The sequence below is a fragment of the Synechococcus sp. TAK9802 genome, from assembly GCF_014279535.1.
Taxonomy (GTDB): domain Bacteria; phylum Cyanobacteriota; class Cyanobacteriia; order PCC-6307; family Cyanobiaceae; genus Parasynechococcus.
Map to the genome: position 1 here is coordinate 1,157,183 of NZ_CP047937.1, position 26,072 is coordinate 1,183,254.

Genomic DNA, 26,072 nt, shown 5'->3' on the forward strand with positions numbered 1-26,072 from the left:
GAACAACCAGCAGGAGCTGGTCTCACGGTGCACCCGAAACGGGCAGGTGTGCGGAGTGAAAGGACCTATAGAAGGTATCAAAACGTTGATCAGCGAAGCCCTGCCGCTCTGGCTTCACGGAACAGGGCACGCACACCGATGCGATTGAGGGGCAAACGAAGCAACTCCATCGCCGTTCCGGGATAGCCATGCCGGATCAGCCAACGGAGCAGCGGGCGAAGGCTGGAGGGATTGATCAGCCCACCGAGGGTGAGCAGTTCCCAAAGGATGCGATGGAACCAGGTGAACTGGATGATCAACCGCACCCGCCTGGTGGGATGTTTGCGGAAAAAAACAAGCCCCATACGGGCCCGTTCACCCTCCACTTCCACAAGTCGGGGGATCTGGTCGAGACTCAGGGCGGGGTGCCAGTGATAGCCGACAGCGTCCGGGCACTTCACCAACTGAACCCCCATCCGCCGCAAACGCTCACCCAGTTCCAGGTCCTCCCAGCCGTAGAGGCGGAAACCGGTGTCAAACAGGCCTGAGCGCTCCAGCACCTGCCGATCGATGGCCACATTGCCGGTAGCGAAATAAGCCCAGGACAAGTCTCGTAATTTGTGGCGCTCCGAGCAGGGTGCTTCGAAGTTGGCGGTGTTGATGACAGCGCCATAGGTGAAACAGAGCCGATCACCGCGCCGTTGCCAGTACTGCTGCAACGCCCGTGCATGGGTGGCCAGAAAGGTTTCTGTGACCACCAGATCGCTGTCGATGAAGACGATCACATCGCCACGGGCGTGATCCACACCGCGGTTCCGGCCCTCGGCAGGACCACCGTGCTCCTGCTCGATCAGGCGCACATGGGGAAAACGCTGGGACTGCTCGATCAGCCATGACGGCGTTCCATCAGTGGAACCGTCGTCAACCACAACAACCTCGTAGTCCTGAAGAGCTCCAGCAAGCTGCTGGTCTTCCAGTGCCGAGAGGCATTTCTCGAGGATCGGGCGTCGGTTGTAGGTCGGAATAACGACGCTGACGAACATCGCGACAGCCGATGCAAATGGTCACCCACCCTACGAACAACAAAAAAGGGGCCCGCAGGCCCCCTTTTTGATGCATGGTCTGATCCGTTGATCAGTCGGCGGCACCACCGTTGTTGGCGGTTCCGGTCACACCGTTGCCAGCGCCTTCACCGCGGCCATCGTTCCGCATCTTGCGCTTCTTGAACTTGCGGGCGTAGGCGCGGTTCCGCTCCTGCTTTTCTTTCTTCAGGTTTCTGCGCTTGGCCATGCGGAACTGCGGGCTCTGATGTCAACTTTCATCGTACTAAACAGCATTCTTTAATCGCCCGTCCTCCATCTGAAGCAGGCGATCGGCCACATCAACGATGCGCGGGTCATGGGTCACCATCAGCACCGCGCAGGATTGTTCACGGGCGAGTCGGCGAAGCAGCTCCACCACCTCCCGGCCCGTACGGCTGTCCAGGGCAGCGGTGGGTTCGTCAGCCAGGAGAAGGCGGGGGTTTGCGGCAAGGGCACGGGCAATGGCGACCCGCTGCTTCTGTCCACCGGACAAGTCATGGGGGACTTTGGCCATGTGGTCCTCCAGGCCAACGGCACGGAGCCACTGACGAGCCTCATCCCGGCGCGCCCTGTAACTGAGATCAGGCAGAAGATCGGCTCCCATCTGCACGTTCTGTTCAGCCGTGAGGCAGCGCAGAAGGTTGTGCCCCTGAAAAATCATTCCAATGCGCCGGCGCACCTGCTGGCGGCGCCGACGGCCTGCACCATGCAGGGACTCACCAAGCACCGACACCTCACCCTGCTGAACCGTCCGCAAGGCGCCGATCAAGGTGAGCAGTGTCGTCTTGCCACAGCCCGAAGGACCGGTCAGCAACACCACTTCGCCCGGCTCGATGCTGAAGCTGATGTTCTGAAGAACCGCGCGGCGCATCTCCTCTTGGCCGAAAGCGTGGGAGAGGTTGTCGACAACAACAGCTGCCATCAGAAGATCTCCGCAGGGTCTGCATCGATGAGACGACGCATGGCCAGGAACGACGACAACATGCACATCACCAGGATCATCACCAGAACGGTCAACGCCCGGGACAGATCCATGCCGACGGGCAGCTTGGTGGCGTCACGAACGAACCAATACAGCCCCTGACCGGCCATGTAGGCGGGGACGTACCCCATCGCCGCCAGATAGAAGCCCTCACGAACCACCACTCCCAACAGATGGCTGAGGCGATAGCCCATGGCCATCAAAGTGGCGTACTCCGGCAGGTGATCACTCACATCGGTGTACAGCACCTGATAAACGATCACGCAGCCCACCACGAAGCCCATGGCGGCGCCGAGCGTGAAGATGAAACCGATGGAGGTGCTGCTCTTCCAATAGTTCTGCTCGAAATCGATGAAGCCCTGCTTGGTCAGCACCGAAACATCCTTGGGCAGTCGCTGTCTCAATCGGGACACCACCTGCTCAGGATCCGCGCCGGGCTTCAACCGCACCAGACCCACTTCGATCGCCCCAGGCGGCTTCTGAGGCATCAGATCGAGGAACGTCTCCGTGCTCGTGAGCAGGTTGCCGTCGGCACCGAAGCTGGTGCCCAGGCTCACCAGACCCGCCACCCGGACGCGGTTGCCAGCGATCTCGGTTTCCACCACACGGCCATCGCGATACCAATCGGCAATGGGTCCGAATTCAGGACGTGACAGCTGATCGAAGAGGATCCGCCCCTTCTGCTTGAGAGCGTCAGTTTTCTCAGCCAGGGAGGGATCGACAAAAAAGGGGTCGTCGGGATTGAAACCCAAGGCCAGGATCGACCGGTTGCGCCGCGTTTCCGGGTTCCGCCACAGCATCAGCCCCCAATGCACCGGGGTCACCCCATCGACGTCTGGATCAGCCAGGGTCTGAACCAGCCGCCGCCTTGGAAAGGCCTCCATGCTCACGGAGCTGGCGGAGCGGGGACTGATCAGAACAACATCAGCATCGAACAGCCGGTGCGCTGTGACGCTGGCATCAAAGAGGCCATCACGGAATCCAAGCTGCATGAACATCAGAATTCCCGCGAAACTGATGCCAGCAAGCGCCACCAGCAAGCGAACGGGCTGGCGCGTCAGCAACAGCCAGGAGAGGGGAATCCGACGCCCCCGCCAGAACCGGTTCATGGATCGAAGCGGGCGATCACCTTCAAACCCGCCAGACGACTGACCTTGGCGGCATCTTCAGGGTTCAGCACCACATCAACCATCACAACGCGGGCGTCGGCATCGCCGGTGGGATCGGTGGAGAGAACAGACCGTTGTTCCACCTGCGGGCTAATGCGCAGGACGCGCCCGACGAGTTCACCTCGGAAACCACCGTTCTCGCTGATGAGGCGCACGGACTGGTCGAGGCGGATCAAGGAGATGTCGGATTCGTAGACCTCGATGCTGGCCTGCATCGCCTGATTGGCCCCCACATCCATCACCCCCTCTGCACCAGGGCGCTCGCCTGCACGGGCATGCAGCTTGAGCACAACACCATCAAGGGGCGAGATCAGCTGACTGAGCACGAGGTCGGCCTGAAGCCCTTTGCGCTCCGCCAGGGCCTGATCCCGCTGTCCCTGAAGACGAACCAGCTCTTCACGCTTGTTGTCCACCAGAGTCAATTCGGCCGCACCCCAATCGGCGGCTCTGCTGAAGCGCTCTACCTCAAGGTCCTGAAGCTGTATCTCCTTATCGAGGCTGCGCAGCTGCGCATCGACGCGCTCCAGATCAGCGAGCAGTCCATCCCGGTGATCGAAGGACGCCAACACCTGGCCGGTCTTGATCAGATCACCCTCATTCACATTGAGGGCTGCCACCCGGGGTGTCCCCGCCATCCCCGCATTGGGAGCCGCCAGATTGCGGATGTCCCCGGCGGGCTCCAGCTGCCCCAGGGCCGCGACCGCTTCGGGACGGACCGTGGGTGCAGGCGTCGGTTCAACCGGCTTGGGTTCGGGCGTCGGCCGCAGCAACCAGCCGCCGATGACCGCAATGACCAAACTTCCAGCCAGAACAGACCAGCGCTTGGGGGTCATCAGAGTTCCGGAGGGTTGTCGAAAAGAAGCATGTCGATGTAGCGATCGGCCCAGGCTGAATCGAAGGCCTTCTCGAGCACGCGGCGGGTCTTGTCGTTGCGTTTCTGCTGAAGGCAATAGTTCAACTGACCCTCGTACCGGCGGACTGTAGTGAGAGCCGTGGACGGTTCGGGAGTCGCCTCGATCACGCTGGTGGCCATCACCTGCAGGTAGTGGCTCACCAGTTCCTGAAAGGCTGCTTCCTCGTCAGCACCATCGGGGCGGATGAAGCACACCTTGTTCGAGAAGATGGCTGATCCCCAGGCCGGCAGCTCCCGAACCTGACGGAACGCCGGCCATGGCCTGGCCTCAAGCCGCTGGATCAGCTGCTCCGGCAAGGCATCGGAGGTGGGGGACAAATCGACGATCGCGGCGGAGATGCCTGCCGGGCCAGCCACGATGTCGGCCCCGAAGATCGGCAAGTCGTAGTGGGGATCGGGGAACCAGACGCTATGGAGGATCTGCAGGCCGTTGCCGAGTCGCGCAACCTCCAAATGAAGTTTGCGAAGGCCGATACAGCGAAAAAGCTCGTTCCCGATCGATAGGCCCTCGCCATCGAGTTGTCCCTGGATGAAGCGCAAATCCTCATCGCAGGGGAGGATCTCCAATCCGGGCAATCCTGCCCAGGCACTACGGATCGACGCCGCCAAGGCCTGCACGAGGGGATGCTGTCCTGGCGGTGGCGCCAGCGGCATGGGCTGCATCGAAGGGGCAGGCACAGAATGGAACTTTGCCACGCAGTTCTGAACCTTCCGTTCTCCGGTCCCCCACTGGACCATTGGACCCTCCCCAACGGAGTGCGCTGCGTGACGGCGGACATGCCGGATGCACCCCTGACCTGTCTCGATCTCTGGTGCCGTGCCGGCAGTGCCAGTGAGCAGCCAGGGGAAGAGGGCATGGCCCATTTCCTGGAGCACATGGTGTTCAAGGGAAGTGAGCAACTGGCCGCAGGGGCATTCGATGAAGCCATCGAGGCTCTGGGGGGCAGCAGCAATGCCGCCACAGGCTTTGATGACGTTCACTTCCACGTGCTGACACCCCCGGATCGAGCCCGCGAAGCGTTGGATCTGTTGTTGGAACTGGTGTTGCAGCCAAGCCTCGAGCCTGAGGGGTTCAACACGGAACGGGGGGTGGTGCTGGAAGAGATTGCTCAATACGCCGATCAACCCAACGAGCAGGTGCTGCAACTGCTGTTGAGCAAAGGCTGTGACCAGCACCCCTACGGCCGCCCCATCCTGGGTACCCCCCGCAGCCTGGAGGCCATGCGGCCCGAGGCCATGCGGGCGTTTCATCAGCGGCAGTACCGCGGTTCCAACTGCTGCCTGGCGATGGCCGGGCCTTCGTCAGCGGAGCTGCGCAGTGCCCTGGGTTCCTCGGCTCTAGCGGACCTCCTGGATGCGCCTGAGCCCTCATCACCGTCATCGCCCCTGAGCGTGCGTCCTGGACGCGAGAGCGTTGTTGTGGACCGGCTCGAATCCGCCCGACTGCTGATGCTCTGGGAAGCTCCACGGGCCCAGGATCAAACAGGGGTAATGGCCGCTGATCTCGCCACAACCCTGCTGGGGGAAGGACGACGCAGCCGTCTCGTGAACCGCTTAAGGGAGGAACTGCAGATCGTTGAAAGCGTGTCGATGGACCTCTCGGTTCTGGAGCAGGGAAGCCTGATCACGCTGGAGGTGATCTGTCCGGACGAGCATCTGAAGGCCGTGGAAGATGAGGTGAACCGGCAGCTGCGCGCCATGGCGGAAGAGCTCGTCAGCGATCAGGAGCTGAAACGGGGCCAGCAGTTGGTGAGCAACGGACTGCGCTATGCCTTGGAATCGACGGGCCAGGTGTCTGGGCTCAGCGCCAGCCAGACCCTCTGGGACCGGCAGCAGGATCTGCTCCATCCCCTTGCTTTCCTGCCGCCATGGACGTCCGAGCGGCTTCGCTCAGACCTGTTCCCAAGGCTTCAACCCGAACAGGCGTTTGTGCTGACCGCCCAGGCCAAGACGAAACACGGATGAGCAACCCCGAACTGCTGATCGAACCGGTCTCAAGCCCGGGGATTCTGGCCGCGAAACTGCTGCTTCCTTTTGGCAGCGCCGACGACCCTGCAGGAACACGGGGTGCCCATGACCTGCTGGCATCTCTGCTCAGCCGCGGCTGTGGACGACACAACCACGTTGACCTGGCGGACCTGGTTGAGGGATGCGGAGCAGGTCTGCGCTGCGATGCCCAGGAAGATGCGCTCGTGCTGAGCCTGCGCTGCACGGTGGAAGACGCGCAGCAGCTCCTGCCCCTGCTGGCCCAGATGGTTCGTTCCCCCCGGCTTGAGCCTGGCCAGGTGGCCCTTGAACGTTCGCTCACGATTCAGGCCTTGCAACGGCAGCGGGAGGATCCCTTCCATTGCGCCACGACCGGATGGCGGCAGCTGACCTATGGCAACGGGGGCTACGGCCACGACCCGATGGGCATCGCTGAAGAGCTGGATGATCTGGATCGGGAGGCACTTCTCCCCCTGGCCGAGCGGCTACCGAGGGCATCGAGCATTCTCGCCCTGGCGGGCAGCGTCCCACCGCAAATCATCGACACGATTGGCACCCTGGAGGACTTTCGCGACTGGCCAGAAGGGAGCGGCAACGATCGCTCAGGCCGCCGTCCCTACGCCGAAGCGGTGGGATCCGAAACGATCCAGCTCGAAGCAATGGACACCGAACAGGTGGTTCTGATGCTTGGGCAGGCGACGCTGGGGCATGGACACCCGGATGAACTGGCGTTGCGACTGTTGCAGTGCCATCTGGGCGTGGGCATGTCGAGCCTGCTGTTCCAGCGCCTGCGGGAAGACCATGGCGTGGCCTACGACGTGGCCGCGCACTTCCCTGCCCTGGCAGGACCGGCGCCCTTTGTGCTGATGGCCTCGAGCGTGGAGGAGCGCTCAGAGCTCGCGCTGGACTTGCTGCTGAACATCTGGGACGAGCTGAGTGAGCAACCCCTCAGTGAGGCCGCACTCGAGCTCGCACGGGCCAAGTACATCGGTCAGCTCGCCCAAGGCCTGCAGACCTGCTCCCAACGGGCAGAACGACGGGTTCAGCTGAAGGCCCAAGGGCTCCCCGACGATCATGACCAACGCTGTGTGCGGGCTCTTGCGGAACTAACACCGACGAATGTGGTCCATGCCGCCCAACGTTGGCTGGCGGAACCACGACTCAGCCTGTGCGGAACCTCCGCTGCACTGAAGCAGCTCGAACGGCGCTGGGATCGGCGGGACGCTGCTTAGTCCACCTCAGCGGCATCCACCGGATCCAGCCGATCAAGGGGGATCAGAAACGTGCCCCGGCGAAAACGCACAGCAACCGTGTCCATCGGATGAAGTGCAACCACCTCGCCTACTTCACCGGCGGCCACCAGATCCGGCGGTCGCAGCATCGGCATCGGATCCGCCGACTTGAGGTACGGAAGCTGCTGCGACAGGCGTAGCTGATCGCCAATGGATACCGACATCTGAACTGGGCAGGATCTGCATTGTCGAGCAGGATGGGCCGAGTTGAATGAGTGATGTGAGGGCTCTCGCCTCCTGGTGTGGTGCCCTGGCGGGTCTGCTAGCCATCCTCATCGGTGGTCTTGTGCAGGCCGCGTTGTTCCTGCCTGCACCCGAGCCGATCCTTCTCCCCCTGCCGGTCACGTGGCAGGTGCCAGCGCTGCTTCTCTGCGCCATGGTCAGTGGCCCGCGTGCCGGCGTGATGGCCGCTGTTGGCTATCTGAGCCTGGGATTGTTCAGCTTGCCGGTGTTCCATGGCGGTGGAGGGCTGAACTACGTGCTTGAACCGGGTTTCGGCTATCTCGCGGGCTTCGTGCCCGCAGCCTGGCTCACCGGTCGACTGGCGCAGCAGGACGGCATGGATGACCTGCCCAGACAGTCGCTCTGTGCCCTGGCAGGGCTGCTCGTTCTCCAGATCTGCGGGGTGCTGAATCTCGCCCTCGGGGCACTGCTGGGGAGATGGAGCCTTGATTTTCCCGAGCTGCTGATGCAGTTTTCAATCGGTCCGCTACCGGCTCAGATGCTGCTCTGCATCGGTGCAGGATTCCTTTCAATTGTGCTGCGCCGGTTGCTGATCATCGAGCCATGACGAGACCACTTCCACGTCGCTCAACCCTGCTGATTGCCCTAGTGATCGTGGTGGTGGATCAGCTGAGCAAGGCGGCGGCCTCGAGCGCTTTGCGAGAGGGTCAATCCCTACCCCTGCTGCCACATCTGCTCTCGCTGCAATTGGTGCACAACACCGGCGCGGCCTTCAGTGTTTTGCAGGGCTCCACTGCCCTGCTTGGGTTGCTCAGCTTGGGGGTGGGCATCGGGCTGATCCTCTGGATCTGGCATGAACGGGTGCTGCCGTTCTGGCAGGCCCTCGCCGCAGCAGCGCTTCTGGGCGGAACCGTGGGCAATGGGATCGACCGTTGGCGTCTGGGCCACGTGGTGGATTTTCTGGCCCTCGAACCGATCGATTTCCCGATCTTCAACGGGGCGGATGTCGCCATCAATCTCGCCGTGCTCTGCTTTGCCATCGACCTCTGGACCCGCCGGGGGGACAGCAGCCTCCGTGACAACAGCCTCCGTGACAACAGCCGTGGCTGACCCAAACTTGCCCTGAGGCTGGTGTGACGCAGGCATGAAACGCCAAACCCGGTTGCTGATCGGTCTCTCCGTTGCCTTTGTGGCACTCGTGCTGATCGGCGCTGCCGTTCAGACCATCCGCAGCCTGCTGTGGGATCTGAGTTACTTCCTGCCTCCCTGGTTGCTCACGCCGATGCTGCTGCTGGGGTTCGCGCTGGTGGCCACCCTGGCAGTGCAGGTGGGTTGGCCGATGTGGAAACGTCTGAAATCACGCCCAAGCCAACACCCACGCCAAGCCACCCCGGCTCCACAGAACCGGCGGGATGCCGCGACCACCAGCCTCGGCCATGTGGATCGTCTGATCGAACGCATTCAGGACGACATCAGTCGCCGCAGCCTTCAGAACGAACGCGACCGGGTCGCCGAGGAACTGAAGCGAGGCGATCTGGTGGTTGTGGTGTTCGGCACTGGATCCAGTGGCAAGACATCGCTGATCCGTGCCCTGCTCAATGAAATGGTCGGCGATGTGGGAGCGCCCATGGGCGTGACCAAAACCAGCCGCGCCTACCGGCTGCGTTTGAAAGGCCTGGAGCGTGGTCTTCAGCTCGTGGACACCCCAGGAATCCTGGAAGCCGGAGACGAAGGACTCAGCCGGGAGGAAACAGCCCGTCGTCGTGCGGTTCGTGCCGATCTGTTGATCGTGGTGGTGGATGGGGACCTCAGAGCCTCGGAATACGCCGTCGTGACCTCGCTCGCCGGGCTCGGCAAGCGGCTGCTCCTGGTGCTGAACAAGCGGGATTTACGCGGAGTTGACGAGGAGAAAAGGCTCCTGCAGGTGCTTCGCTCCCGTTGCCAGGGACAGCTCAACGCTGCTGATGTGGTGGCCTGCAGCGCCTCTCCTCAATCGATTCCTCAACCCGGCCGTCGCCCGCTGCAGCCGCTGCCTGACGTCAGCTATCTGCTGCAGCGCCTCGCCGTTGTGCTGCACGCCGAGGGGGAGGAATTGATTGCCGACAACATCCTTCTGCAGTGCCGATCCCTCGACAGCCGCGGGCGTGACCTGTTGAACGACCAGCGGTCTCGGGAGGCCAAACGCTGCATTGACCGCTACAGCTGGATGGGAGCGGGGATTGTCGCTGCCAATCCGCTGCCCGGGGTGGATCTGTTGAGCACCGCAGCGGTGAATGCCCAGATGATCCTGGAGATGGCCAAGATCTATGGGGTCGAGATGTCCCGTGATCGCGCCAAGGATCTGGCCCTGTCCCTTGGACAGACCCTGGGCAAGTTGGGCATCGTCAAAGGTGCCATGAGCTTGCTGGGCACCAGCCTGAGCCTGAGCTTGCCCACTCTGGTGCTGGGGCAGGTGCTCCAGGGGGTGGTGACCGCATGGCTCACCCGAATCGCCGGAAGCAGTTTCATGCGCTACTTCGAACAGGACCAGGACTGGGGTGACGGTGGCATGCAGACCGTGGTTCAACAGGCCTTTGAGCTCAACCGGCGGGAACTCTCACTGCAGCGCTTTCTGGCCAGTGCCATGCGGCAAGTGGTTGAACCGCTTCAGCAGTCGGCGGCGGGACGTCTTCCCCCCCGGCCAGGGCCTCAGCAGGAGGGGGAAGCATCGGCCCCCGGGCATCCAGAACGGTGATCAGAAGCAGATAGAGCACACCAATCGCCACGGAGATCGCCCCGGTGACGATGGCAACCCAGCGTGAACCCTGCTGCTGTTCCGGCATCGAAGCGTCTCGAACGATGGCGATTGTGAACGATCAGGCTGGAGCCAGCGATTCATTTAGTCGTCCCGACAGGTCGCTGAGGTGCTGAGCCGTGGTGTGGGGGTTTCCAAAAACCGCCTTGAGGCAGAAACGGTCGCCGTAGAACGGTCGCGACAGCATGTAGCCGTGAGACAGCAGCATTTGCCGGGTGTCTTCACTCCAACGGCCGGCTGCAGCAGCATCTCCATGTTTGGGATGAAAGGCCAGCAGGTGCAGGTCACCCGCCAGCAACGTGAACTTCTCCGGGTCCAATTGGGCTGCGAAGGCGGTTCGCCGTTGCAAAGCTCCGCTGAGCGTTGCTTCGATGCCCGCCTCGCCCAACTGGCGTAGGCCCAGCCAAAGCTTGAGGATCTCCGCAGGTCGGGTGCCCTGCAAGCCGATCTCCCCGCCGTGATCCATCCCCCTGGGCGCCTCCATGTAGGGCAATCCTGTTGAAAAGGCTTGACGCAGATGGGTTCGATCCCGAAGCAACAGCAGGGATGACGCCTTGGTGATGCCCAGCAATTTCTGGGGATTCAGCGTGATCGAATCGGCAGATTCCATGCCATCCATCAGAGAGGCATGGCGAGCCGTGAGGGCGAACACACCGCCGATGGCCGCATCAACGTGCAACCAGACTCCGGCATCACGGCAGAGGGTTGCTAGATCCGAGAGAGGATCAATGGCTCCACGCACCGTGGTGCCGGCCGTGGCCACCACCGCCAGACAAGGTCGCCCCTCCGCTTGCAGAGCTCTCAAACGCTTGGCCAAAGCCTCGAGGCAAAGGCCACCATCCGCGGCCACGGGCAGCGTCTGAAGGGCATCATCCGCCAGCCCCATCACCTTTGCCGCCTTGTTGATCGAGACGTGAGCGTCTTGGCTGCAAAGCAGCACAGGATCCCGATGGCTGGCCTTCAACGCCGCCCGTGCGGCCACCAGGGCCATGAGATTGCTCAGGGTCCCGCCGCTGGCCAGTACCCCTCCGGAACCGGCGGGCAAGCCAATCCTGTGGCAGAACCAGCGGCAGAGGTCATGTTCCAGGCCGGTCAGACCAGGCGAAAGCTCCTCGGCCAGGAGGTTGTTGTTGAGACCTGCACAGACCAATTCCGCCGCAATCGACGCGGTCAGCGGGGGCGGATCGAGATGGGCGAGGGCACCGGGATGGGACGGCTGATACGCCCCATCCATCACCTGCTGAAGATCACTGAGCAGCGATTCAACGCTGGCCCCTTCAAGCCCTGGTGCCACGTCAGGCAAGGGCCGCATGACGGGGACCGGGCTTGATCGATCAGCGGAGCCGATCCAACGGCAGAGCAGATCCGAACTGCGATGCAGGAAGTTCTTCAGCACCGGGTCTTCGGCCGAGGGGATGGCGAACGGAGCAAGCCGATCCGGTGGGTGCTGAGACTCGGAACAGGCTTGCAACGGAGACCCGTGAACTGCACCGATCTTCGCGTCTCGTGGGATGGTGCTCAAAGGACAACGTGGAACAGCAGTGGATCAGCGGGATGAGTTCACTCGCTGGATGGATGTTCTGCTCCAGCGCGCGGAGGAGGCTGGAGCAGAAGGAGAAGTTCCTGTGGCCGCAGTGATCCTGGATGCACAGGGCCTGGCCATCGGCCATGGACGGAACAGGCGACAGAACGACAGGGATCCCCTCGGGCATGCCGAACTTGTGGCCTTGCAACAGGCAGCGATCGTTCAGAACGACTGGAGATTCAACAGCTGCACCCTGATCGTCACCCTCGAACCCTGCCCCATGTGTGCGGGGGCCTTGGTGCAGGCCCGCATGGGAACCGTGATTTTTGCGGCGTCAGATCCCAAGCGCGGTGGCCTGGGGGGAAGCCTGGACCTCTCCACCCATGCCAGTGCACATCACCACATGAACGTGATTCAGGGCGTGCGTGAACCCGAGGCGAGGGAGCAGCTGGAACGCTGGTTCAGGCGGCGGCGGCGACGGAACCGCTGAAGCGAGGCAGCTCTGTCTCGAACAGGTTGAGCAGACGGTTCACGTTTTCAGGGGTGGAGTTGTACCCCATCAGGCCGATGCGCCAGATTTTGCCGGCCAGGCTGCCGAGTCCACCACCAACTTCAATGCCGTGGTTGTTGAGCAGGTGCTGACTGAAGGCCTTGCCATCCACACCTTCAGGAATACGAACTGTGGTGAGGGTGGGCAGTCGGCGCTCGGCCGGCACATGCATCGAAAGGCCGAGACTTTCCAGCCCGTTCCAGAGCATCTCCGCATTGCTGCGATGGCGTGCCCAGGCCTGGTCGAGACCTTCTTCAGCCAGGAGACGCAGGGCCTCACGCATGCCGAAATTCATGTTGACCGGCGCGGTGTGGTGATAGACGCGGTCGCTGCCCCAGTACTGGTTCAGCAAGGAGACGTCCAGATACCAGTTGGGCACCTTGCCTTGACGGGCTGTCATCTTGGCCTCAGCACGAGGGCCCATGGTGAAGGGTCCGAGACCGGGAGGGCAGCTCAGGCCCTTCTGGCTGCAGCTGTAGGCGAGATCGACTTTCCACTCATCGATGTATAGCGGAACGCCCCCCAGAGAGGTGACGGTGTCGAGCAGCAGAAGGCAGTCATGCTTCCGGCAGAGGTCGCCGATGCCCTCCATGGGTTGGCAGACACCCGTTGAGGTTTCTGCATGGACCATCGCCAGGATGGCGGGCTTGTGCTCAATCAGTGCAGCTTCCAGCTCATCGAGGGAAAACCACTCACCCCAGGGCTTTTCAATGGTTTTCACCTCAGCGCGATAGCGGCCGGCCATGTCAGCCAGTCGCAGGCCGAAGTATCCCTTCACCGCCACCAAAACGGTGTCTCCAGGCTCGACGGTGTTGGCAATGGTTGCCTCCATGGCAGCACTGCCGGTGCCGCTCATCGGAAGCGTGAGGCGGTTGTCGGTCTGCCAGGCGTAACGCAGCAGTTCCTGCACTTCGCCCATCAGATCCACATAGAGAGGATCAAGGTGACCAATCGGGGTTCGCGACAGAGCCTTCAGAACTGTTGGATGGGCGTTGGAGGGGCCTGGTCCAAGCAGGAGGCGGTCGGGTGTGCCGATCGGTGCAAAGGCTTTGCGGTGACGATCGTCAACAGAGAGGAGTGAGTTCGTCGTCGCCAAAGCCCTGTTTATTGGTTCGAATGTTGAGCCTACGCAGTCACGCCCCTTGGAAGGGGTAAGGGAGGCTTGATTGCAATCTGTTCAGATCTTGCGTTGAGCGTGCTGGATCAGCGCTGGCGCACATTGGTTTCACCCAGGCCCTTGGCCAGGTGATCGAACGGCTGAAGAACGGTGGCGAGCTGATCGGATGCAGCACCGTTGGCCAGAAGCATCTCGGAAACAACCTCTCCCAGCAAAACGATGCTGCGGACCGTTGGGCCGGTGGGAACGCCGAGACTCTTGTAGGTGTCGTCGAGTCCGTTCAGCACACGCTCATTGAGGATCGTGGAGTCACCTGCCACGAGGGCGTAGCTGGCGTAACGCAGGAAATAATCCATATCCCGCAGGCAGGCGGCGAGCCGACGGGTGGTGTAGGCGTTGCCGCCAGGCAGCAAAAGGTCGGGTTCATCCCGGAACAGGCGCTGGCTGGCCTCACGCACAATCTCGGCCGAGGATCCGTTGATCAGCTCTACGGCCTGAATCCGCAGCGCGGATTCATCCAGATACACATTGATGCTGTCGATCGCCGGGCGGTCGAAATAGCGACCCAGCTGGTCGTAACGACCGATCAGACCGCTGATTGCATCGCGCATGTCCCTGAATCTCCAGAGGATCCCCAGCGGAAGCTAACACCGTTGAGGCGGGCAGATCCTTTGGCATGCCTGCATTTCAGCCAAGTTGACAGAAACGGTTACGCAGTCGCCTTCCAGCAGCCGAAACGTACCCCTTGATACAAAATGGTGTCTTGTGGCTGTATACGGTCACATCACTGCACAATTCAGTCGAGCAGTCCCTTCTTATGTCGAAATCCCCCCAGGACGTCCTGCGCCAGATCAAGGACGAAGGCATCGAACTGATCGACCTCAAATTCACCGATCTGCACGGCAAGTGGCAGCACCTGACGGTGTGCACCGATCTGCTGGAGGAAGAATCCTTCACTGAGGGCCTCGCTTTTGACGGCTCATCCATCCGCGGCTGGAAAGGCATCCAGGCCTCCGACATGGCCATGGTGCCGGACGCCAACACGGCTTGGGTGGACCCCTTCTACCGGCACAAAACCCTGAGCATGATCTGCTCGATTCAGGAGCCACGCACCGGCCAGCCCTACGAGCGCTGCCCCCGTGCCCTGGCCCAGCGGGCACTCAATCATCTGGCCAGCACCGGCCTGGCCGACATGGCCTTCTTCGGTCCTGAGCCGGAGTTCTTCCTCTTCGACGACGTCCGCTACAACTCGGCTGAAGGGGGATCCTTCTACAGCGTCGACACGATCGAAGCGGGCTGGAACACCGGACGGATCGAAGAAGGCGGCAACCTCGCCTACAAGATTCAGGAGAAGGAGGGCTACTTCCCTGTCGCTCCCAACGACACCGCCCAGGACATCCGCTCCGAGATGCTCCTGCTGATGGGTCAGCTGGGCATTCCCACCGAGAAGCACCACCACGAGGTGGCAGGCGCGGGTCAGCACGAACTCGGCATGAAATTTGCTGAGCTGATCCAGGCCGCCGACAACGTGATGACGTACAAGTACGTCGTGCGCAACGTGGCCAAGAAGTACGGCAAGACGGCCACCTTCATGCCCAAGCCGGTCTTCAACGACAACGGCTCCGGCATGCACGTGCACCAGAGCCTCTGGAAAGGCGGTCAGCCCCTGTTCTTCGGCGAAGGCACCTACGCCAACCTCTCGCAGACGGCCCGCTGGTACATCGGTGGCATCCTCAAGCACGCCCCCGCCTTCCTGGCCTTCACCAACCCCACCACCAACAGCTACAAGCGTCTGGTGCCCGGTTTCGAAGCCCCGGTGAACCTCGTCTACTCCGAGGGCAACCGCTCTGCCGCCGTGCGGATCCCGCTCACCGGCCCGAGCCCGAAGGCCAAGCGCCTCGAGTTCCGCTCCGGCGATGCCCTCGCCAACCCCTATCTGGCCTTCAGCGCCATGATGATGGCTGGTCTGGACGGCATCAAGAACCAGATCGATCCAGGCGATGGCGAAGATCGCGACCTGTTCGAACTTCCGGCTGAAGAGCTCTCGAAGATCGCCACGGTTCCTGCATCCCTCAACGGTGCCCTGGAAGCGTTGAATGCCGATCGTGGCTTCCTCACCGCTGGCGGTGTGTTCAGCGACGACTTCATCGACAACTGGATCGACCTGAAGTACGAGGAGGTACAACAGCTGCGCCAGCGGCCTCACCCCCACGAATTCACCATGTACTACGACGCTTGATCAGCGCCCGTGCATCCCACGACCCGCCTCCAAGGAGGCGGGTTTTTTTGTGGTCAGCTGGCCACGCGATTGCGCGCCTCATTCGTTGGAATGGTTTCGTTGTCTGAATCCGCGATGGCGTCAACGCCCCTGAGCAAGCTTGCGTACCAAACGCTTCAGCAAGGCAAAAGCATCGCGGGCCTGGCCCACAAGGAGCTGAGCACCAAGCTGATGGAGCTGTTGGCGCCGGATGCGGTGCCGAAAACGGAGCCCGTGTCCGCCGAAGTTCTTGGAGAGCTGCAGCTGGATATGAAGAAACTCCAGGAACAGGACTGGCAGGACGCCGAACAGGGGATCTACCCCGAGCAGTTGTTGTTTGATGCACCCTGGCTCGACTGGGTCAGCCGCTACCCGCAGGTTTGGATGGATCTTCCTTCCACCTGGGATCGACGCCGCGAGCGCAATGTGCGGGATCTGCCCAAGGAAACCGAAAAAGCGCTCTACCCCGAGTACTACCTCCAGAATTTTCACCATCAAACCGACGGCTACCTGAGTGACCACTCGGCTGGTCTTTACGACCTGCAGGTGGAGATCCTCTTCAATGGCACCGCCGATGCCATGCGACGCAGGGTTTTGGCTCCCCTGAAACGCGGCTTGAAGCACTTTGCAGACCGTGCTCCGGGTTCCCTCAAGATTCTCGATGTGGCCACCGGCACCGGCCGGACTCTGCAGCAGATCCGCGCCGCCGTTCCCCACGCGCAACTGATCGGGACCGATCTCTCCGAGTCGTACCTTCGTCAGGCCAACCGCTGGCTGAATGACGGCGATGCATCGCTGGTTCAGCTGATCCGTGCCAACGGAGAATCACTGCCCTTGGCTGATGAATCGGTTCAGGCCGTCACCAGTGTGTTCCTGCTGCATGAACTTCCGGCGGACGCCCGCCAAAACGTGCTCAACGAGGCCTGGCGGGTGCTGGAACCCGGTGGTGTGTTCGTGCTTGCCGACTCTGTGCAGATGGCCGATTCAGCCAAGTTCGCCTCCGTGATGGAGAACTTCAGGCGCGTCTTCCATGAGCCCTACTACCGCGACTACATCGGCGACGACATCGACGCCCGCCTCTCAGCTGCAGGGTTCGAAGGCATCACCGCGGAAACCCACTTCATGACGCGGGTCTGGTCGGCACGCAAACCCATCGTAGAGGCCAGCTAAGGGGATTCCCTAACAGCGTCCCTTGCACGAACGGCTGCGAGCCATAGGGTGTGCTGAATCCCGAAGGGAACGTCATGACCAATCCCTTCCGGCTGCGTTGGCTTCAGGGCTGGACATTCCAGGTGGTGCTGATGGAAGGCCATGTGCAGGTCGAAGCCCATGGGTTCGGCATCTGCCTGCGCACTGCAGTGATGCCTGGGGAAAGTCCTCAGGCTGCAGCCGATCGTTTGGTGTTGTCTGAAGATCGCCGCAGGCGAGCCCTGCACAATGCCTGGCTTCGCGGTCAGGACATGGCACAGCCCGCGGGGGTTACACCCACGAAGGAATCAGCACCGGCCTCGAATTCGCTGGTGGTGGTTGGCCAAGCCCATCGCCAACGAGTGGCCTGATCTTCTGGTGCGTTCAAAGCTGCGCCAGCAGCCAGGCCAAGGCAAAGCCTGCTCCACCGAAGCGTAAGGATCTCCAGAAGCGCTCTCCAGACACGGGGGAGACGGTCCAGCCCACAGGCCGTTGCGTGATCAGATTCGCACCAAGTTTGCGGCGCTGCAGCCATCGCCGCGCCGCAACACCCGACCGGGCATGGGCCTGACATTGCCCTTGCAACACCAGCCGTGAGGCATGGTGCAACCAACGCAGTTCACGAACGCGTCGTTGGCCTTTGCGCTGTTCCACGCCATTGCACCCACATCAACCGAAACTAGATCGATCTGATGATTCAGGGATGACTTCACCTGACGCTCCATGGCCCGACTCCGCTACAGCCAAAGCGGAAGAACTGCACCAGTTGCTCCGCATCGGCGATCGCGAATGGCATCAGCTGAAGAGCAACCGACAGCGGCGTGGAGCTGAGTTACTAGCAGCAGCGATGGTGCAACTGCTCCGCCAAGGGGACAGCGCCGACGTGGAGAACCTGACCCAACAGGCACTGGGGTGGTTCAAAGGAGAGTTGAAGGATCCGGGCTGTCCGCGTCACTGACGGGCCGACGGCAGGCCAGCTGCAGACGATTCCCCCGGCGGCTCCAGCGCACATCATCAAAACATTGATGGATCAGGAACAACCCACGGCCGCTGGGAGCATCGAGAGCCGGAGGCAGGGTGGCTGTGCGGGAGTGTTGTGGGAGGCCGCAACCCTCATCCTGAACCTGCCAGACCATCCAGTTGGGCGTGAGGATGCGGCGAACACGGAGCTTCTTGGCGGGGTTCTCGGCATTGCCATGGCGAACGGCATTGACCAGGGCTTCATGCAACCCCAGCTCAATCCGCTGACTGGTGAGAACACAACCGACAGGCTCGGTCAGCAGCTCCAGCAGAGGAGCCAGCTGCAGGGTCGACGGCAAGGTGAACTCAGCCCAGCGAAACCTCTTGGACGGCACAGTGGGGCCCGTTGACGTCGGTGTTTCGAACTTACCGTTGATGGGAAGCCCCGTCAGGATCTGCGGGCCACAAGTGCCGGATGATTCAGGAGGGAATCCATCAGGCGAACGCCACGGAGCTGATTGATCAACGGCATGTGCCCCTCTGGAGCCTCGATCGACCAGGTGAAGGCTCCGGGATAACGCGTCCAGACGCCATCACATTTCCAGCCAATCCGGGGCCAAAGGCGTTCGTAACGCCCATCGAGGGCTGACAGCAACTGAGACTGGGCTGTGAAGCCGAAGCGACCTTGGGAATAGACCGTCCAGAGGCGATCAAGACTGACCAGATCAACGCCTGACATCGGCGCAACTTCTGTGAAGTAGACATAGCCCCGTTTCACGGCGGCATCACCAGCCAATTCACGCAAGCACTGGCTGGTGACGCGATCCGCCTCTTCAAAGTTCTGATCGAGCAGCTCCTGCTGCAGCGGTCCATAATCAAGGCCAACCCCGGAATCAGTGGTCAACCAGCCTCGATCGGACGACGCGATGAGAGCGGTGACTGCATCGGGATAGTGGCGCTGCAACACCTGCAAGATCCAACCTGCAGCCCAGTCATCACCGGCAGGGTCAAAGCCAGAAAGAAGGTCTGGGCCCACCGCAGCCAACTCGTCGGCGCGGGTTTCGATCTGCTTGATCAGCGGACGTCGCTGGCGAGGTGTTCCCTTCGCGAAACGATCCAGCAGCTGATCAACGCTGAGTTTGGTGGCGGGTGTGGAACCGGAGAGCATGAGTCGCAACCGGCCCCAACTGGCTCGGTGTTGGCCCACTATGTCAGGCATGGGCGAGACCTGTTCAATCGAAATCCAGCAGCTGCGCGAGCTGAAGGGCCCCTTGGTGGACGTGCGCAGCCCCGGCGAATTCGAGAAAGGCCACTGGCCCGGGGCCATCAACGTGCCGCTGTTCAACGATGAGGAGCGCGCCGCAGTGGGCACCGCCTACAAGCAGCAGGGACGCACACCAGCGATTCACCTGGGACTTGAACTCACCGGCCCCAAGCTGAGCAGCCTGGCCCGTCAACTGGAAAGCCTTCGCGACCAGGGGGATCCACGGATCTACTGCTGGCGGGGCGGAATGCGGTCGGCCAGCGTGGCCTGGCTGGCCCAGCAGATCGATCTGAAGCCGAGGCTCCTTCAGGGGGGCTACAAGAGCTATCGGTGCTGGGCACAGAGCCGTTTTGAGCAAGCCTGGCCCCTTCGCGTGATGGGAGGCCGAACTGGAACAGGGAAAACCGATCTGCTGTTGGCCATGGCCGCGCGCGGTGCAGCCGTGGTTGATCTGGAAGGGCTGGCCAACCACCGCGGCAGCAGTTTCGGCGGTCTGGGTCTGCCGGATCAACCCAGCACCGAGCACTACGAAAACCAATTGGCTGAGGCCCTGGATCAACACCAACGCCGTGGGGCCACAGCCATCTGGTTGGAAGCGGAAAGCATCCAGGTGGGCCGCTGCCGCATTCCCAAGGCCCTTTTCGATCAGATGCAAGAGGCCCCTGTGCTGGAGATTCAGCGCGACCTCGGGGAACGGGTGAACCAATTGGTGCAGGTGTACGGGCACCAGGGGGGAGCCGCTCTGGCTGAGGCGACCGAACGGATCAGCCGTCGCCTGGGGCCCCAGCGCACCAAGGAAGCCCTGGAAGCGATTGCCAGGGAAGACTGGGCCACCGCCTGCCGCGCCACGCTCGATTACTACGACCGCTGTTACGACCATGAACTGGCGCGATCGCCCAAACGCGACACGATCGATCTCTCAGGGCTCAGCGCTGATCAAGCCGCCGAGACCTTGATCGACGGCGGGTTTGTTGAAATCCCCGATTAGGATCGCCCCCATCGACGGTTCGAGAACGGCATGAGCAAAGCGGCGATTCAGTTCTTTCGGGGAGTCAACGAGCCGGTGGTGCCCGACATCCGTCTGACACGCAGCCGCGACGGCCGCACCGGTCAAGCCACCTTCCGTTTCGAGCAGCCTGCTGCGATTGCTCCCGAAACCATGGGTGACATCACCGGAATGTGGATGGTGGATGAAGAAGGCGAAATGGTCACCCGCGAAGTGAATGGCAAATTCGTGAATGGCACCGCCAGTGCCCTTGAAGCCGTTTACTCATGGAAGTCCGAGCAGGACTTCGAACGGTTCATGCGCTTCGCCCAGCGCTACGCCGATGCCAATGGCTTGGGTTATTCACAAAGCCAGGATTCCAATCAGACTGAAGGGGCCGACGACCAACAAGCTTGAGACTGCCCCAGTGGCTGTTACTGACAGCCTTCATTGCAGCCATCGTTCTGCTGTGGTCACTGCGTGAGCTGCTGCTGCTGATCTTCGCAGCAGTGGTTCTTGCCATGGCTCTTTGCACTTTGGTGGGCATTCTTCGCGAGCGGCGCCCGATGCAAAGGCCCCTAGCCCTGCTGCTCTGCATCGTTGGGTTGTTGTTGTTGGTCGCTGGTGCGGCTGGTGTTGTTGTCCCCCCGTTTCTCGAGGAATTCGCACTGCTGTTGCAGAAGCTGCCCGAAGCGGGTCAGACCCTGGTGCGGCTGGGACTCGGTTGGATCGACAGCATCAGTGAGGCCATTTATGGGGCCGATGCATTCCCCGATCTGGATCAACTGGGCCTGAACGGTCCACGCCAACTTGTGCCCGACAGTTCATCCCTCGCCGCTGGTGTGGGCAGTGGCTTGCTGGGTCTGCTCGGTTTGGCAGGCAACCTCAGCAACGGCGTCCTGCGGCTGTTGTTCGTGGTGGCGGTGGCTCTGATGATCAGCATTCAGCCCCAGGCCTATCGAAATGTTGGCCTGCAGTTGATTCCCTCCTTCTACCGACGCCGGGGGCGTCGCATCCTGGATCAGTGCGGTGCTGCCTTGAGCAGCTGGATGGTGGGTGTGCTGATCAGCTCCCTGGCCGTGTTTGTGCTTTGCAGCATTGCGTTAACGCTGTTGGGCGTGAAGCTCGTTCTGGCCAATGCACTCCTGGCAGGGCTGTTGAACGTGATCCCCAATGTGGGACCAACCATGAGCACGATCTTCCCGATGGCGGTGGCTCTGTTGGATGCCCCCTGGAAGGCCGCTGCGGTGCTGGGTGCCTATGTGGTGATCCAGAACATCGAGAGTTACGTGATCACACCATCGGTGATGCACCACCAGGTGAAGCTGCTGCCCGGATTGACTCTGGCGGCTCAGTTCCTGTTCACACTCCTGTTTGGCCCCCTCGGCCTGCTGATGGCGCTGCCATTGGCGGTGGTGCTGCAGGTGATCATCCGTGAAGTGGTGATCCACGATGTGTTGGATCGCTGGAAACGCCTGGAGCCGGTTCGATGACCGCCGGCACGTTTCTCATTGCACTCACCTTGGTGGTGATGGTGCTGTTGCTCTGGCACCTGCGTTGGGTGCTGCTGGTGCTCTTTGGCGCCGTGGTGGTGGCCGTCGCCCTGGATGTGCTGATTGTTCAGGTTCAGAAGCGAACCCCACTGCAGCGGCCCCAGGCCCTGGCAGCCGTGCTGGGGATTTTGATCTTGGCCGGGGGGCTGCTGGGGCAACTGCTGGTGCCGGAACTGATCAGCCAGTTTCAGCAACTGGGACGGGATCTGCCGCAGTTGGTCAGCAAGGTGTCCGACCTGCTGAGCAGTGAGCCGCGCCTGGCGCAGCTGAATGACGCTTTGGGGGAGGGCCTCAATCTGAAAGGACTGCAGCCGTTGCTGGGGTTCGCAGGAGGTGCAGCGAACTCGCTGATTCAACTGTTCTTGATGGTGCTGCTCGCGATCCTGCTGGCCTTGGATCCAAGCGCCCACAGGCGCATGGTGGTGGCCATGACACCCCGACCCGCCCGGGAGCGGATGGAGCACCTGCTGGACGAGTGCAGGCAAGCGTTAGGGGGTTGGCTCAGTGGCATGACCCTCTCCGCCACCACCGTTTTTCTACTCACCTGGGGCGGCCTGTTGCTGCTGAAATCACCCCTGGCCCTGTTGAGCGCCCTTGTGTGTGGGCTGCTCACGTTCGTGCCAACCATCGGGCCCACGGCGGCAACGCTGCTGCCCACGGGATTGGCCCTGCTGCAGTCGCCGCAATTGATGCTGTCGGTTCTGGTGTTCCGGCTGGTGCTGCAGAACCTGGAGGCATTTCTGCTCACACCACTGCTGCTGCGCAAAACCGTGAATCTGCTGCCAACGGTGGCCTTAACGGCTCAGCTCAGCCTTGGTGCTCTACTCGGGCTTCCGGGCGTGCTGCTGGCCCTTCCTTTGGTGGTGGTGCTTCAGGTGTTGATGCAGCGGGTGGTGGTGCAGCAGATCATGGACCGCTGGGCGTGAATCCAGCCATGAGACCTGTATCCGCATGAACATCCGGTAGCAAGAGTCACACCTGAGACCCGACCTGCATGCGTATTTTTGCGGAGTCGTGAGAACGACGCGTCGAGCCTTGGGACTCTTGGGAGAGGGTCCCATTTTTTTCGACCAGATCAGAGCAGATGACGCCGCTTTTTTTCTCTCGAATCACGCTCCCGCTCAACCGCTTGCCAATAGGCCGCAGAAACCGCGACCTCCTGGCCACGCTCAATCTTGTTCAAGCGCGTCTTCAGAGCCTCAACCTCAGCACGCAAGCCGAAGACCACCTCGCTGAGACCAGGATTCAACTCCATGGAACCTGAGCAACCAATTGAGTCGTAACTCAGCCTTTACAGGCCATGACGTTCACCCCGATACCAAAGAAGCCAGCTTGGCGCTCTTCAATCCAATAGTGTGTCCAAGAGGTCGTGAGACGAGCGGGCTTGGACGTCATCTTCAATTTCTCCCGTTACGAGGAACTGAGGCAGGCCGTGATGCAGCTGGTTCGCGAGAATCTTGACCCCGATTTGCTGCAAGAGGAAGCCCACGATCTGTTCGAATCGTGGTGGGCCTCAACCCACAGCAAGGGGCAGTGGAACGCCGAGGTAAAACAACGCACCTGGGATTCGATCTGGCGGGAATTCGGCAACGGCCCCAAGCGCTAACCGAAACGACGCCAGAGAGAGCCGGAACCCAGCAAGACCACCACAGCGAGCTGATGATGCCGAATGGCATAACCAAGCCCTGTGATCGTGAACTGATCACTGAGCAGCAGAACTTCGGTGCGCAGATCAGCCAGAGCCAGCAGGATCAACAGAATTGGAAACCAACGGGCCGGAACAGCACGGCGTCTCCGCTCTGAATTACCGCTGGATTTAGTCACGGGAGCGGTCCCAAAGCGTGAGCAACGAGGGCGCCAGGGCGATGCTCGACCAGGAACCAACAACAACCCCGAGGGCGAGGGCGATGGCAAACCAATACAGCGTTGCTCCACCGAAAAACACGAGCGCCAAGAGAGGCAGCAGGGTGGTTCCGCTGGTGTAGAGCGTGCGGGTCAGAGTGGCGGACACCGCTTGATCCACCTGCACTGAAAGCGGCAGGTCGGCAGCATCCTTGCTGCGTTCACGGATGCGATCAAAGACCACCACCGTGTCGTTGACCGAATAACCAGCAATGGTCAGCAATGAAACCGCAAAGAGGCTGTCCACCTCAAGCTGGAGCACAACCCCGAGCCAGGCAAACACTCCACAGACGATCGCCACGTCATGGGCCAGCGCCACCAGAGCGAGAAACGCGTAGCGGCGGTCGTAGCGGAAGCTGATGTAGGCCGCAATACCGCTGAAGGCCACCAACAGAGAAATGAGACTGCTGCGCAGCAATTGTTTGCCAAGGCTCGGCCCGATCGTGTCGACCGATTGACCACCGGAGAGAAAAGGCCCTGCAACGGGTTCAACCGCCTCAATCACGGCTTGGCCCTGGGCAGCCGACAACGTTGGCAGGCGCAGCAACAACGACTGACCGCCATCCAGAAGCTGGACCCGGGGAGCGCCCAGGTTGGGGAGAGGTTGACCCTCCTCCTGGGGCAGCTCCAGGCTGCGGATCACATCCGAAACCTGAATCGCCTTGAGCTCGGCGCAGGCGTCATCACAGCGACGCTCCAGTTGAATCTGCGTGCCACCGGTGAAATCCAGGCCGGGACGGAGGGGAGCACGAATCGCAGGATCCAACCAGCTGAGCACCAGGCCCAACAGGCTGATCAGAACCAACAGACCAGAAACGATCCACACCTTGCGGCGCATGCTGCTGAGGGACCAGCGCAATCTGAGGACCGTGGCCGCTTGTGCCGATGACGATGCTTCAGTCATGGTTCAGGCGGTGGGGGAAGGAAGTTGCCCGGTGGGCAGAAAATTGCTGGCACGACGCAGACCGGCGTAGCCCATCAGGAAACGAAGCAGGGTGCGGGTGCAGGTCAGGGCCGTGAACAAACTCAGCAGAACACCAATGCCCAGGGTCGCGGCAAAGCCCTTGACCAGGCCGGTGCCAAGGAAGAAGAGAGCTGCACAACTGATCAGAGTGGTCAGGTGACCATCGACGATCGATGAAAAGGCTTCGGAGAAGCCTGTATCGATCGAGCGGATCAAGGTGTTGCCCCGCCGCAATTCGTCCTTGATCCGTTCAAAGATCAGCACATTGGCATCCACGGCCATGCCGATCGAGAGGATGAAACCAGCGATTCCCGGCAGGGTGAGGGTGACCGGAATCAAGGCGTACACCGCCAGGTTGAACAGGGCATAGAGGCTGAGGGCCATCACAGCCACCGCCCCTGGCAGGCGATAGGCCACCACCATGAACACCGCCACCAGGGCCAGGCCCGAGAGGGCGGCCACCAGGCTGCGGCGGATGTTCTCTGCTCCGAGCGTGGGCCCGATGGTGCGGACCTCGATCACTTCAACGGGGAGGGGCAGGGAGCCGCCGCGGAGCTTCACCTCGAGCTCACGGGCTGTTTCCGCACTGAAATTGCCACTGATGGTGGCTGCACCACCAGAGATTCCAGCACTTTTGAACTGGGGGCCAACGCTGGCGGCACTGATCAGCTGATCATCCAGAGTGATGGCCAGCAACCGGTCGGTACCGGCAATCGATTTGGTGAGGTCAGCGAAGGCCTCAGCACCCTCACCATCGAAATTGAGGGTCACCTCCCAGCTGTTCGGGTTGTTCTGGAGCGGTTGGCGGCCTGCCGTCACCAGCTGCTTGCCCGTCAGGGCTGCCGGCTCAAGCATCGTGAGCAGATCGGCATCAACCTTGTTCAGAAGCTGGCGGAGCTGCTCCTCTTCCGAGCTGGCCTGCCCATCCAGACCCAGGGTCTGCTGGGTTGACTTCAGCTGAGCCAGATCCAGAGGCTCCGGGGTCTCACCACGGCGGATCTGATCTTCACGCAACCTGAGGATCGCTTCCACCTGGGAACGGAGCTGCCTCAGACCTCGGAACTCTGCTTCGGTGTCGGCCTTTTGGGCACGAAACTCCAACAGGGCTGTGTCGCCGAGAACCCGCGCAGCAGCGGTGGGATCCTGCTCACCTGGGAGCTGCAGCACGAGCTGCGACTCACCCACCGTCTGCAGGGTGGACTCAGCCACACCAAGACCGTTGACCCGACGTTCGAGCACGGCTTTCACCGCTTCCATCTCTTCGGCACCAACCCGGGTGATTTCTCCAGCTGGCTTCACCTCAACGGTGAGCTGACTGCCGCCCCGCAGATCGAGGCCCAGTTCCAGCGGCGTCCGAACCAAAAACATCCCGGCGGCGATCGCCAGGGCAAGAACAAGGGCAAACCAACCCTGATAACGCGCCATCA

General features: G+C 61.6%; 32 protein-coding genes. 15 read left to right on the forward strand and 17 right to left on the reverse strand.

Annotated features, from left to right (window positions below; all coding sequences use genetic code 11):
• Positions 1 to 89: 89 nt before the first annotated feature.
• The 6 genes from SynTAK9802_RS06685 to SynTAK9802_RS06710 form a co-directional block, all read right to left on the reverse strand.
• Entirely contained in the window at positions 90 to 1,022 is a 933-nt protein-coding gene (locus SynTAK9802_RS06685; RefSeq protein ID WP_186495505.1) for a glycosyltransferase family 2 protein, read from the reverse strand.
• Positions 1,023 to 1,113: 91 nt separating this feature from the next.
• On the reverse strand, positions 1,114 to 1,269 hold the full coding sequence (locus SynTAK9802_RS06690) for a hypothetical protein (protein ID WP_006850288.1): 156 nt from the start codon (positions 1,267 to 1,269) through the stop codon (positions 1,114 to 1,116).
• Positions 1,270 to 1,305: 36 nt separating this feature from the next.
• Positions 1,306 to 1,983, reverse strand: coding sequence for a DevA family ABC transporter ATP-binding protein (locus tag SynTAK9802_RS06695; protein WP_186495506.1), 678 nt, complete (start codon positions 1,981 to 1,983; stop codon positions 1,306 to 1,308).
• Positions 1,983 to 3,152 carry an ABC transporter permease DevC gene (gene devC, locus SynTAK9802_RS06700; RefSeq protein ID WP_114989062.1) on the reverse strand — a complete coding sequence of 390 codons (1,170 nt, stop codon included), beginning with the start codon at positions 3,150 to 3,152 and terminating at the stop codon, positions 1,983 to 1,985. The genes SynTAK9802_RS06695 and devC overlap by 1 nt, the downstream gene beginning before the upstream one ends.
• Positions 3,149 to 4,045 (reverse strand): HlyD family efflux transporter periplasmic adaptor subunit, encoded by an 897-nt coding sequence (locus tag SynTAK9802_RS06705; RefSeq protein WP_186495507.1) that lies wholly within the window; start codon positions 4,043 to 4,045, stop codon positions 3,149 to 3,151. Before SynTAK9802_RS06705 ends, devC begins: the two co-directional genes overlap by 4 nt.
• Positions 4,045 to 4,788 (reverse strand): phycocyanobilin:ferredoxin oxidoreductase, encoded by a 744-nt coding sequence (locus tag SynTAK9802_RS06710; RefSeq protein WP_186495508.1) that lies wholly within the window; start codon positions 4,786 to 4,788, stop codon positions 4,045 to 4,047. The genes SynTAK9802_RS06705 and SynTAK9802_RS06710 overlap by 1 nt, the downstream gene beginning before the upstream one ends.
• Before the next feature lie 18 nt (positions 4,789 to 4,806).
• Here SynTAK9802_RS06710 and SynTAK9802_RS06715 point away from each other — a divergent pair, with 18 nt between their 5' ends.
• Together SynTAK9802_RS06715 and SynTAK9802_RS06720 are read left to right on the forward strand one after the other, a co-directional pair.
• Complete coding sequence (locus SynTAK9802_RS06715) at positions 4,807 to 6,090, forward strand: pitrilysin family protein (RefSeq protein ID WP_186495509.1); 1,284 nt, start codon at positions 4,807 to 4,809, stop codon at positions 6,088 to 6,090.
• On the forward strand, positions 6,087 to 7,343 hold the full coding sequence (locus SynTAK9802_RS06720; protein ID WP_186495510.1) for a pitrilysin family protein: 1,257 nt from the start codon (positions 6,087 to 6,089) through the stop codon (positions 7,341 to 7,343). The genes SynTAK9802_RS06715 and SynTAK9802_RS06720 overlap by 4 nt, the downstream gene beginning before the upstream one ends.
• Here SynTAK9802_RS06720 and SynTAK9802_RS06725 read toward each other — a convergent pair.
• The gene (locus tag SynTAK9802_RS06725) at positions 7,340 to 7,567 is read right to left on the reverse strand and encodes a DUF3148 domain-containing protein (protein WP_006849608.1); all 228 of its coding nucleotides are present in this window, start codon (positions 7,565 to 7,567) and stop codon (positions 7,340 to 7,342) included. The two genes, SynTAK9802_RS06720 and SynTAK9802_RS06725, sit on opposite strands and share 4 nt — an antisense overlap.
• Positions 7,568 to 7,623: 56 nt before the next feature.
• Here SynTAK9802_RS06725 and SynTAK9802_RS06730 point away from each other — a divergent pair, with 56 nt between their 5' ends.
• Genes SynTAK9802_RS06730 through SynTAK9802_RS06740 form a run of 3 tightly spaced genes read left to right on the forward strand, consistent with a single transcriptional unit; the run spans position 7,624 to position 10,320 of the window.
• On the forward strand, positions 7,624 to 8,193 hold the full coding sequence (locus SynTAK9802_RS06730) for a biotin transporter BioY (protein WP_186498072.1): 570 nt from the start codon (positions 7,624 to 7,626) through the stop codon (positions 8,191 to 8,193).
• Entirely contained in the window at positions 8,190 to 8,696 is a 507-nt protein-coding gene (lspA, locus tag SynTAK9802_RS06735; RefSeq protein WP_186495511.1) for a signal peptidase II, read from the forward strand. The genes SynTAK9802_RS06730 and lspA overlap by 4 nt, the downstream gene beginning before the upstream one ends.
• 34 nt (positions 8,697 to 8,730) lie before the next feature.
• A complete protein-coding gene (locus SynTAK9802_RS06740) occupies positions 8,731 to 10,320 on the forward strand; it encodes a YcjF family protein (RefSeq protein ID WP_186495512.1) in 1,590 nt (529 codons plus the stop codon).
• Positions 10,321 to 10,441: 121 nt separating this feature from the next.
• On the opposite strand, the gene SynTAK9802_RS06745 is transcribed toward SynTAK9802_RS06740, so the two are convergent.
• Positions 10,442 to 11,851, reverse strand: a complete 1,410-nt coding sequence (locus SynTAK9802_RS06745; RefSeq protein ID WP_186495513.1) for an aminotransferase class V-fold PLP-dependent enzyme — start codon at positions 11,849 to 11,851, stop codon at positions 10,442 to 10,444.
• A 40-nt stretch (positions 11,852 to 11,891) separates the two neighbouring features.
• Here SynTAK9802_RS06745 and SynTAK9802_RS06750 point away from each other — a divergent pair, with 40 nt between their 5' ends.
• Positions 11,892 to 12,395, forward strand: a complete 504-nt coding sequence (locus SynTAK9802_RS06750) for a nucleoside deaminase (protein ID WP_186495514.1) — start codon at positions 11,892 to 11,894, stop codon at positions 12,393 to 12,395.
• Here SynTAK9802_RS06750 and SynTAK9802_RS06755 read toward each other — a convergent pair.
• Positions 12,367 to 13,551 carry an alanine--glyoxylate aminotransferase family protein gene (locus SynTAK9802_RS06755; RefSeq protein ID WP_186495515.1) on the reverse strand — a complete coding sequence of 395 codons (1,185 nt, stop codon included), beginning with the start codon at positions 13,549 to 13,551 and terminating at the stop codon, positions 12,367 to 12,369. The two genes, SynTAK9802_RS06750 and SynTAK9802_RS06755, sit on opposite strands and share 29 nt — an antisense overlap.
• A gap of 107 nt (positions 13,552 to 13,658) precedes the next feature.
• On the reverse strand, positions 13,659 to 14,183 hold the full coding sequence (locus tag SynTAK9802_RS06760) for an allophycocyanin subunit beta (protein WP_115008950.1): 525 nt from the start codon (positions 14,181 to 14,183) through the stop codon (positions 13,659 to 13,661).
• Positions 14,184 to 14,389: 206 nt separating this feature from the next.
• On the opposite strand from SynTAK9802_RS06760, the gene glnA reads away from it, so the two are divergent.
• The 3 genes from glnA to SynTAK9802_RS06775 all read left to right on the forward strand — a co-directional run bounded on the left by glnA (position 14,390) and on the right by SynTAK9802_RS06775 (position 17,388).
• Positions 14,390 to 15,811 (forward strand): type I glutamate--ammonia ligase, encoded by a 1,422-nt coding sequence (glnA, locus tag SynTAK9802_RS06765; RefSeq protein ID WP_114989052.1) that lies wholly within the window; start codon positions 14,390 to 14,392, stop codon positions 15,809 to 15,811.
• Between the two features lie 114 nt (positions 15,812 to 15,925).
• Positions 15,926 to 16,999: a class I SAM-dependent methyltransferase gene (locus SynTAK9802_RS06770; protein WP_186498074.1), complete on the forward strand. Its 1,074-nt coding sequence runs from the start codon at positions 15,926 to 15,928 to the stop codon at positions 16,997 to 16,999.
• Between the two features lie 74 nt (positions 17,000 to 17,073).
• Positions 17,074 to 17,388, forward strand: a complete 315-nt coding sequence (locus tag SynTAK9802_RS06775; RefSeq protein WP_114989051.1) for a copper-binding protein — start codon at positions 17,074 to 17,076, stop codon at positions 17,386 to 17,388.
• Positions 17,389 to 17,401: 13 nt separating this feature from the next.
• Here the strand turns inward: SynTAK9802_RS06775 and SynTAK9802_RS06780 are convergent, their stop codons facing one another.
• Positions 17,402 to 17,671 (reverse strand): hypothetical protein, encoded by a 270-nt coding sequence (locus tag SynTAK9802_RS06780; RefSeq protein ID WP_186495516.1) that lies wholly within the window; start codon positions 17,669 to 17,671, stop codon positions 17,402 to 17,404.
• Positions 17,672 to 17,720: 49 nt separating this feature from the next.
• Here SynTAK9802_RS06780 and SynTAK9802_RS06785 point away from each other — a divergent pair, with 49 nt between their 5' ends.
• A complete protein-coding gene (locus SynTAK9802_RS06785) occupies positions 17,721 to 17,975 on the forward strand; it encodes a DUF6439 family protein (protein ID WP_186495517.1) in 255 nt (84 codons plus the stop codon).
• Here the strand turns inward: SynTAK9802_RS06785 and SynTAK9802_RS06790 are convergent.
• Entirely contained in the window at positions 17,935 to 18,372 is a 438-nt protein-coding gene (locus SynTAK9802_RS06790) for an ATP-binding protein (protein WP_186495518.1), read from the reverse strand. The genes SynTAK9802_RS06785 and SynTAK9802_RS06790 overlap by 41 nt on opposite strands.
• A 53-nt stretch (positions 18,373 to 18,425) precedes the next feature.
• On the reverse strand, positions 18,426 to 19,145 hold the full coding sequence (locus SynTAK9802_RS06795) for a GUN4 domain-containing protein (protein WP_186495519.1): 720 nt from the start codon (positions 19,143 to 19,145) through the stop codon (positions 18,426 to 18,428).
• Positions 19,146 to 19,185: 40 nt separating this feature from the next.
• Between SynTAK9802_RS06795 and mnmH the strand changes: the two genes are divergently transcribed.
• From mnmH to SynTAK9802_RS06815, 4 genes are read left to right on the forward strand one after another with little or no spacing between them, the layout of a single operon-like run.
• On the forward strand, positions 19,186 to 20,229 hold the full coding sequence (gene mnmH, locus SynTAK9802_RS06800; protein ID WP_186498075.1) for a tRNA 2-selenouridine(34) synthase MnmH: 1,044 nt from the start codon (positions 19,186 to 19,188) through the stop codon (positions 20,227 to 20,229).
• Between the two features lie 30 nt (positions 20,230 to 20,259).
• Positions 20,260 to 20,643, forward strand: coding sequence for a photosystem II reaction center protein Psb28 (gene psb28, locus SynTAK9802_RS06805; RefSeq protein ID WP_025362320.1), 384 nt, complete (start codon positions 20,260 to 20,262; stop codon positions 20,641 to 20,643).
• Positions 20,640 to 21,719, forward strand: coding sequence for an AI-2E family transporter (locus SynTAK9802_RS06810; RefSeq protein ID WP_186495520.1), 1,080 nt, complete (start codon positions 20,640 to 20,642; stop codon positions 21,717 to 21,719). The genes psb28 and SynTAK9802_RS06810 overlap by 4 nt, the downstream gene beginning before the upstream one ends.
• Positions 21,716 to 22,705, forward strand: a complete 990-nt coding sequence (locus SynTAK9802_RS06815) for an AI-2E family transporter (RefSeq protein WP_186495521.1) — start codon at positions 21,716 to 21,718, stop codon at positions 22,703 to 22,705. The genes SynTAK9802_RS06810 and SynTAK9802_RS06815 overlap by 4 nt, the downstream gene beginning before the upstream one ends.
• Positions 22,706 to 22,854: 149 nt before the next feature.
• Here the strand turns inward: SynTAK9802_RS06815 and SynTAK9802_RS06820 are convergent, their stop codons facing one another.
• Positions 22,855 to 23,034: a hypothetical protein gene (locus tag SynTAK9802_RS06820; RefSeq protein ID WP_115162128.1), complete on the reverse strand. Its 180-nt coding sequence runs from the start codon at positions 23,032 to 23,034 to the stop codon at positions 22,855 to 22,857.
• Between the two features lie 129 nt (positions 23,035 to 23,163).
• On the opposite strand from SynTAK9802_RS06820, the gene SynTAK9802_RS06825 reads away from it, so the two are divergent.
• The gene (locus SynTAK9802_RS06825; RefSeq protein ID WP_186495522.1) at positions 23,164 to 23,385 is read left to right on the forward strand and encodes a hypothetical protein; all 222 of its coding nucleotides are present in this window, start codon (positions 23,164 to 23,166) and stop codon (positions 23,383 to 23,385) included.
• Here SynTAK9802_RS06825 and SynTAK9802_RS06830 read toward each other — a convergent pair.
• Genes SynTAK9802_RS06830 through secD form a run of 3 tightly spaced genes read right to left on the reverse strand, consistent with a single transcriptional unit; the run spans position 23,382 to position 26,070 of the window.
• Entirely contained in the window at positions 23,382 to 23,603 is a 222-nt protein-coding gene (locus SynTAK9802_RS06830; RefSeq protein WP_186495523.1) for a hypothetical protein, read from the reverse strand. The genes SynTAK9802_RS06825 and SynTAK9802_RS06830 overlap by 4 nt on opposite strands.
• Positions 23,596 to 24,585: a protein translocase subunit SecF gene (secF, locus tag SynTAK9802_RS06835; protein ID WP_186495524.1), complete on the reverse strand. Its 990-nt coding sequence runs from the start codon at positions 24,583 to 24,585 to the stop codon at positions 23,596 to 23,598. The genes SynTAK9802_RS06830 and secF overlap by 8 nt, the downstream gene beginning before the upstream one ends.
• A 3-nt stretch (positions 24,586 to 24,588) precedes the next feature.
• Positions 24,589 to 26,070 carry a protein translocase subunit SecD gene (gene secD / locus SynTAK9802_RS06840; RefSeq protein ID WP_186495525.1) on the reverse strand — a complete coding sequence of 494 codons (1,482 nt, stop codon included), beginning with the start codon at positions 26,068 to 26,070 and terminating at the stop codon, positions 24,589 to 24,591.
• Positions 26,071 to 26,072 lie beyond the last annotated feature (2 nt).

Coding starts and splice junctions, on each gene's coding strand:
- SynTAK9802_RS06685 (WP_186495505.1), bottom strand. CDS start 1,022: ATGTTCGTCAGCGTCGTTATTCCGACCTACAACCGACGCCCGATCCTC.
- SynTAK9802_RS06690 (WP_006850288.1), bottom strand. CDS start 1,269: ATGGCCAAGCGCAGAAACCTGAAGAAAGAAAAGCAGGAGCGGAACCGC.
- SynTAK9802_RS06695 (WP_186495506.1), bottom strand. CDS start 1,983: ATGGCAGCTGTTGTTGTCGACAACCTCTCCCACGCTTTCGGCCAAGAG.
- devC (WP_114989062.1), bottom strand. CDS start 3,152: ATGAACCGGTTCTGGCGGGGGCGTCGGATTCCCCTCTCCTGGCTGTTG.
- SynTAK9802_RS06705 (WP_186495507.1), bottom strand. CDS start 4,045: ATGACCCCCAAGCGCTGGTCTGTTCTGGCTGGAAGTTTGGTCATTGCG.
- SynTAK9802_RS06710 (WP_186495508.1), bottom strand. CDS start 4,788: ATGCAGCCCATGCCGCTGGCGCCACCGCCAGGACAGCATCCCCTCGTG.
- SynTAK9802_RS06715 (WP_186495509.1), top strand. CDS start 4,807: ATGGAACTTTGCCACGCAGTTCTGAACCTTCCGTTCTCCGGTCCCCCA.
- SynTAK9802_RS06720 (WP_186495510.1), top strand. CDS start 6,087: ATGAGCAACCCCGAACTGCTGATCGAACCGGTCTCAAGCCCGGGGATT.
- SynTAK9802_RS06725 (WP_006849608.1), bottom strand. CDS start 7,567: ATGTCGGTATCCATTGGCGATCAGCTACGCCTGTCGCAGCAGCTTCCG.
- lspA (WP_186495511.1), top strand. CDS start 8,190: ATGACGAGACCACTTCCACGTCGCTCAACCCTGCTGATTGCCCTAGTG.
- SynTAK9802_RS06740 (WP_186495512.1), top strand. CDS start 8,731: ATGAAACGCCAAACCCGGTTGCTGATCGGTCTCTCCGTTGCCTTTGTG.
- SynTAK9802_RS06750 (WP_186495514.1), top strand. CDS start 11,892: ATGGTGCTCAAAGGACAACGTGGAACAGCAGTGGATCAGCGGGATGAG.
- SynTAK9802_RS06760 (WP_115008950.1), bottom strand. CDS start 14,183: ATGCGCGATGCAATCAGCGGTCTGATCGGTCGTTACGACCAGCTGGGT.
- glnA (WP_114989052.1), top strand. CDS start 14,390: ATGTCGAAATCCCCCCAGGACGTCCTGCGCCAGATCAAGGACGAAGGC.
- SynTAK9802_RS06770 (WP_186498074.1), top strand. CDS start 15,926: ATGGCGTCAACGCCCCTGAGCAAGCTTGCGTACCAAACGCTTCAGCAA.
- SynTAK9802_RS06775 (WP_114989051.1), top strand. CDS start 17,074: ATGACCAATCCCTTCCGGCTGCGTTGGCTTCAGGGCTGGACATTCCAG.
- SynTAK9802_RS06785 (WP_186495517.1), top strand. CDS start 17,721: ATGACTTCACCTGACGCTCCATGGCCCGACTCCGCTACAGCCAAAGCG.
- SynTAK9802_RS06795 (WP_186495519.1), bottom strand. CDS start 19,145: ATGCTCTCCGGTTCCACACCCGCCACCAAACTCAGCGTTGATCAGCTG.
- mnmH (WP_186498075.1), top strand. CDS start 19,186: ATGTCAGGCATGGGCGAGACCTGTTCAATCGAAATCCAGCAGCTGCGC.
- psb28 (WP_025362320.1), top strand. CDS start 20,260: ATGAGCAAAGCGGCGATTCAGTTCTTTCGGGGAGTCAACGAGCCGGTG.
- SynTAK9802_RS06815 (WP_186495521.1), top strand. CDS start 21,716: ATGACCGCCGGCACGTTTCTCATTGCACTCACCTTGGTGGTGATGGTG.
- SynTAK9802_RS06820 (WP_115162128.1), bottom strand. CDS start 23,034: ATGGAGTTGAATCCTGGTCTCAGCGAGGTGGTCTTCGGCTTGCGTGCT.
- secF (WP_186495524.1), bottom strand. CDS start 24,585: ATGACTGAAGCATCGTCATCGGCACAAGCGGCCACGGTCCTCAGATTG.
- secD (WP_186495525.1), bottom strand. CDS start 26,070: ATGGCGCGTTATCAGGGTTGGTTTGCCCTTGTTCTTGCCCTGGCGATC.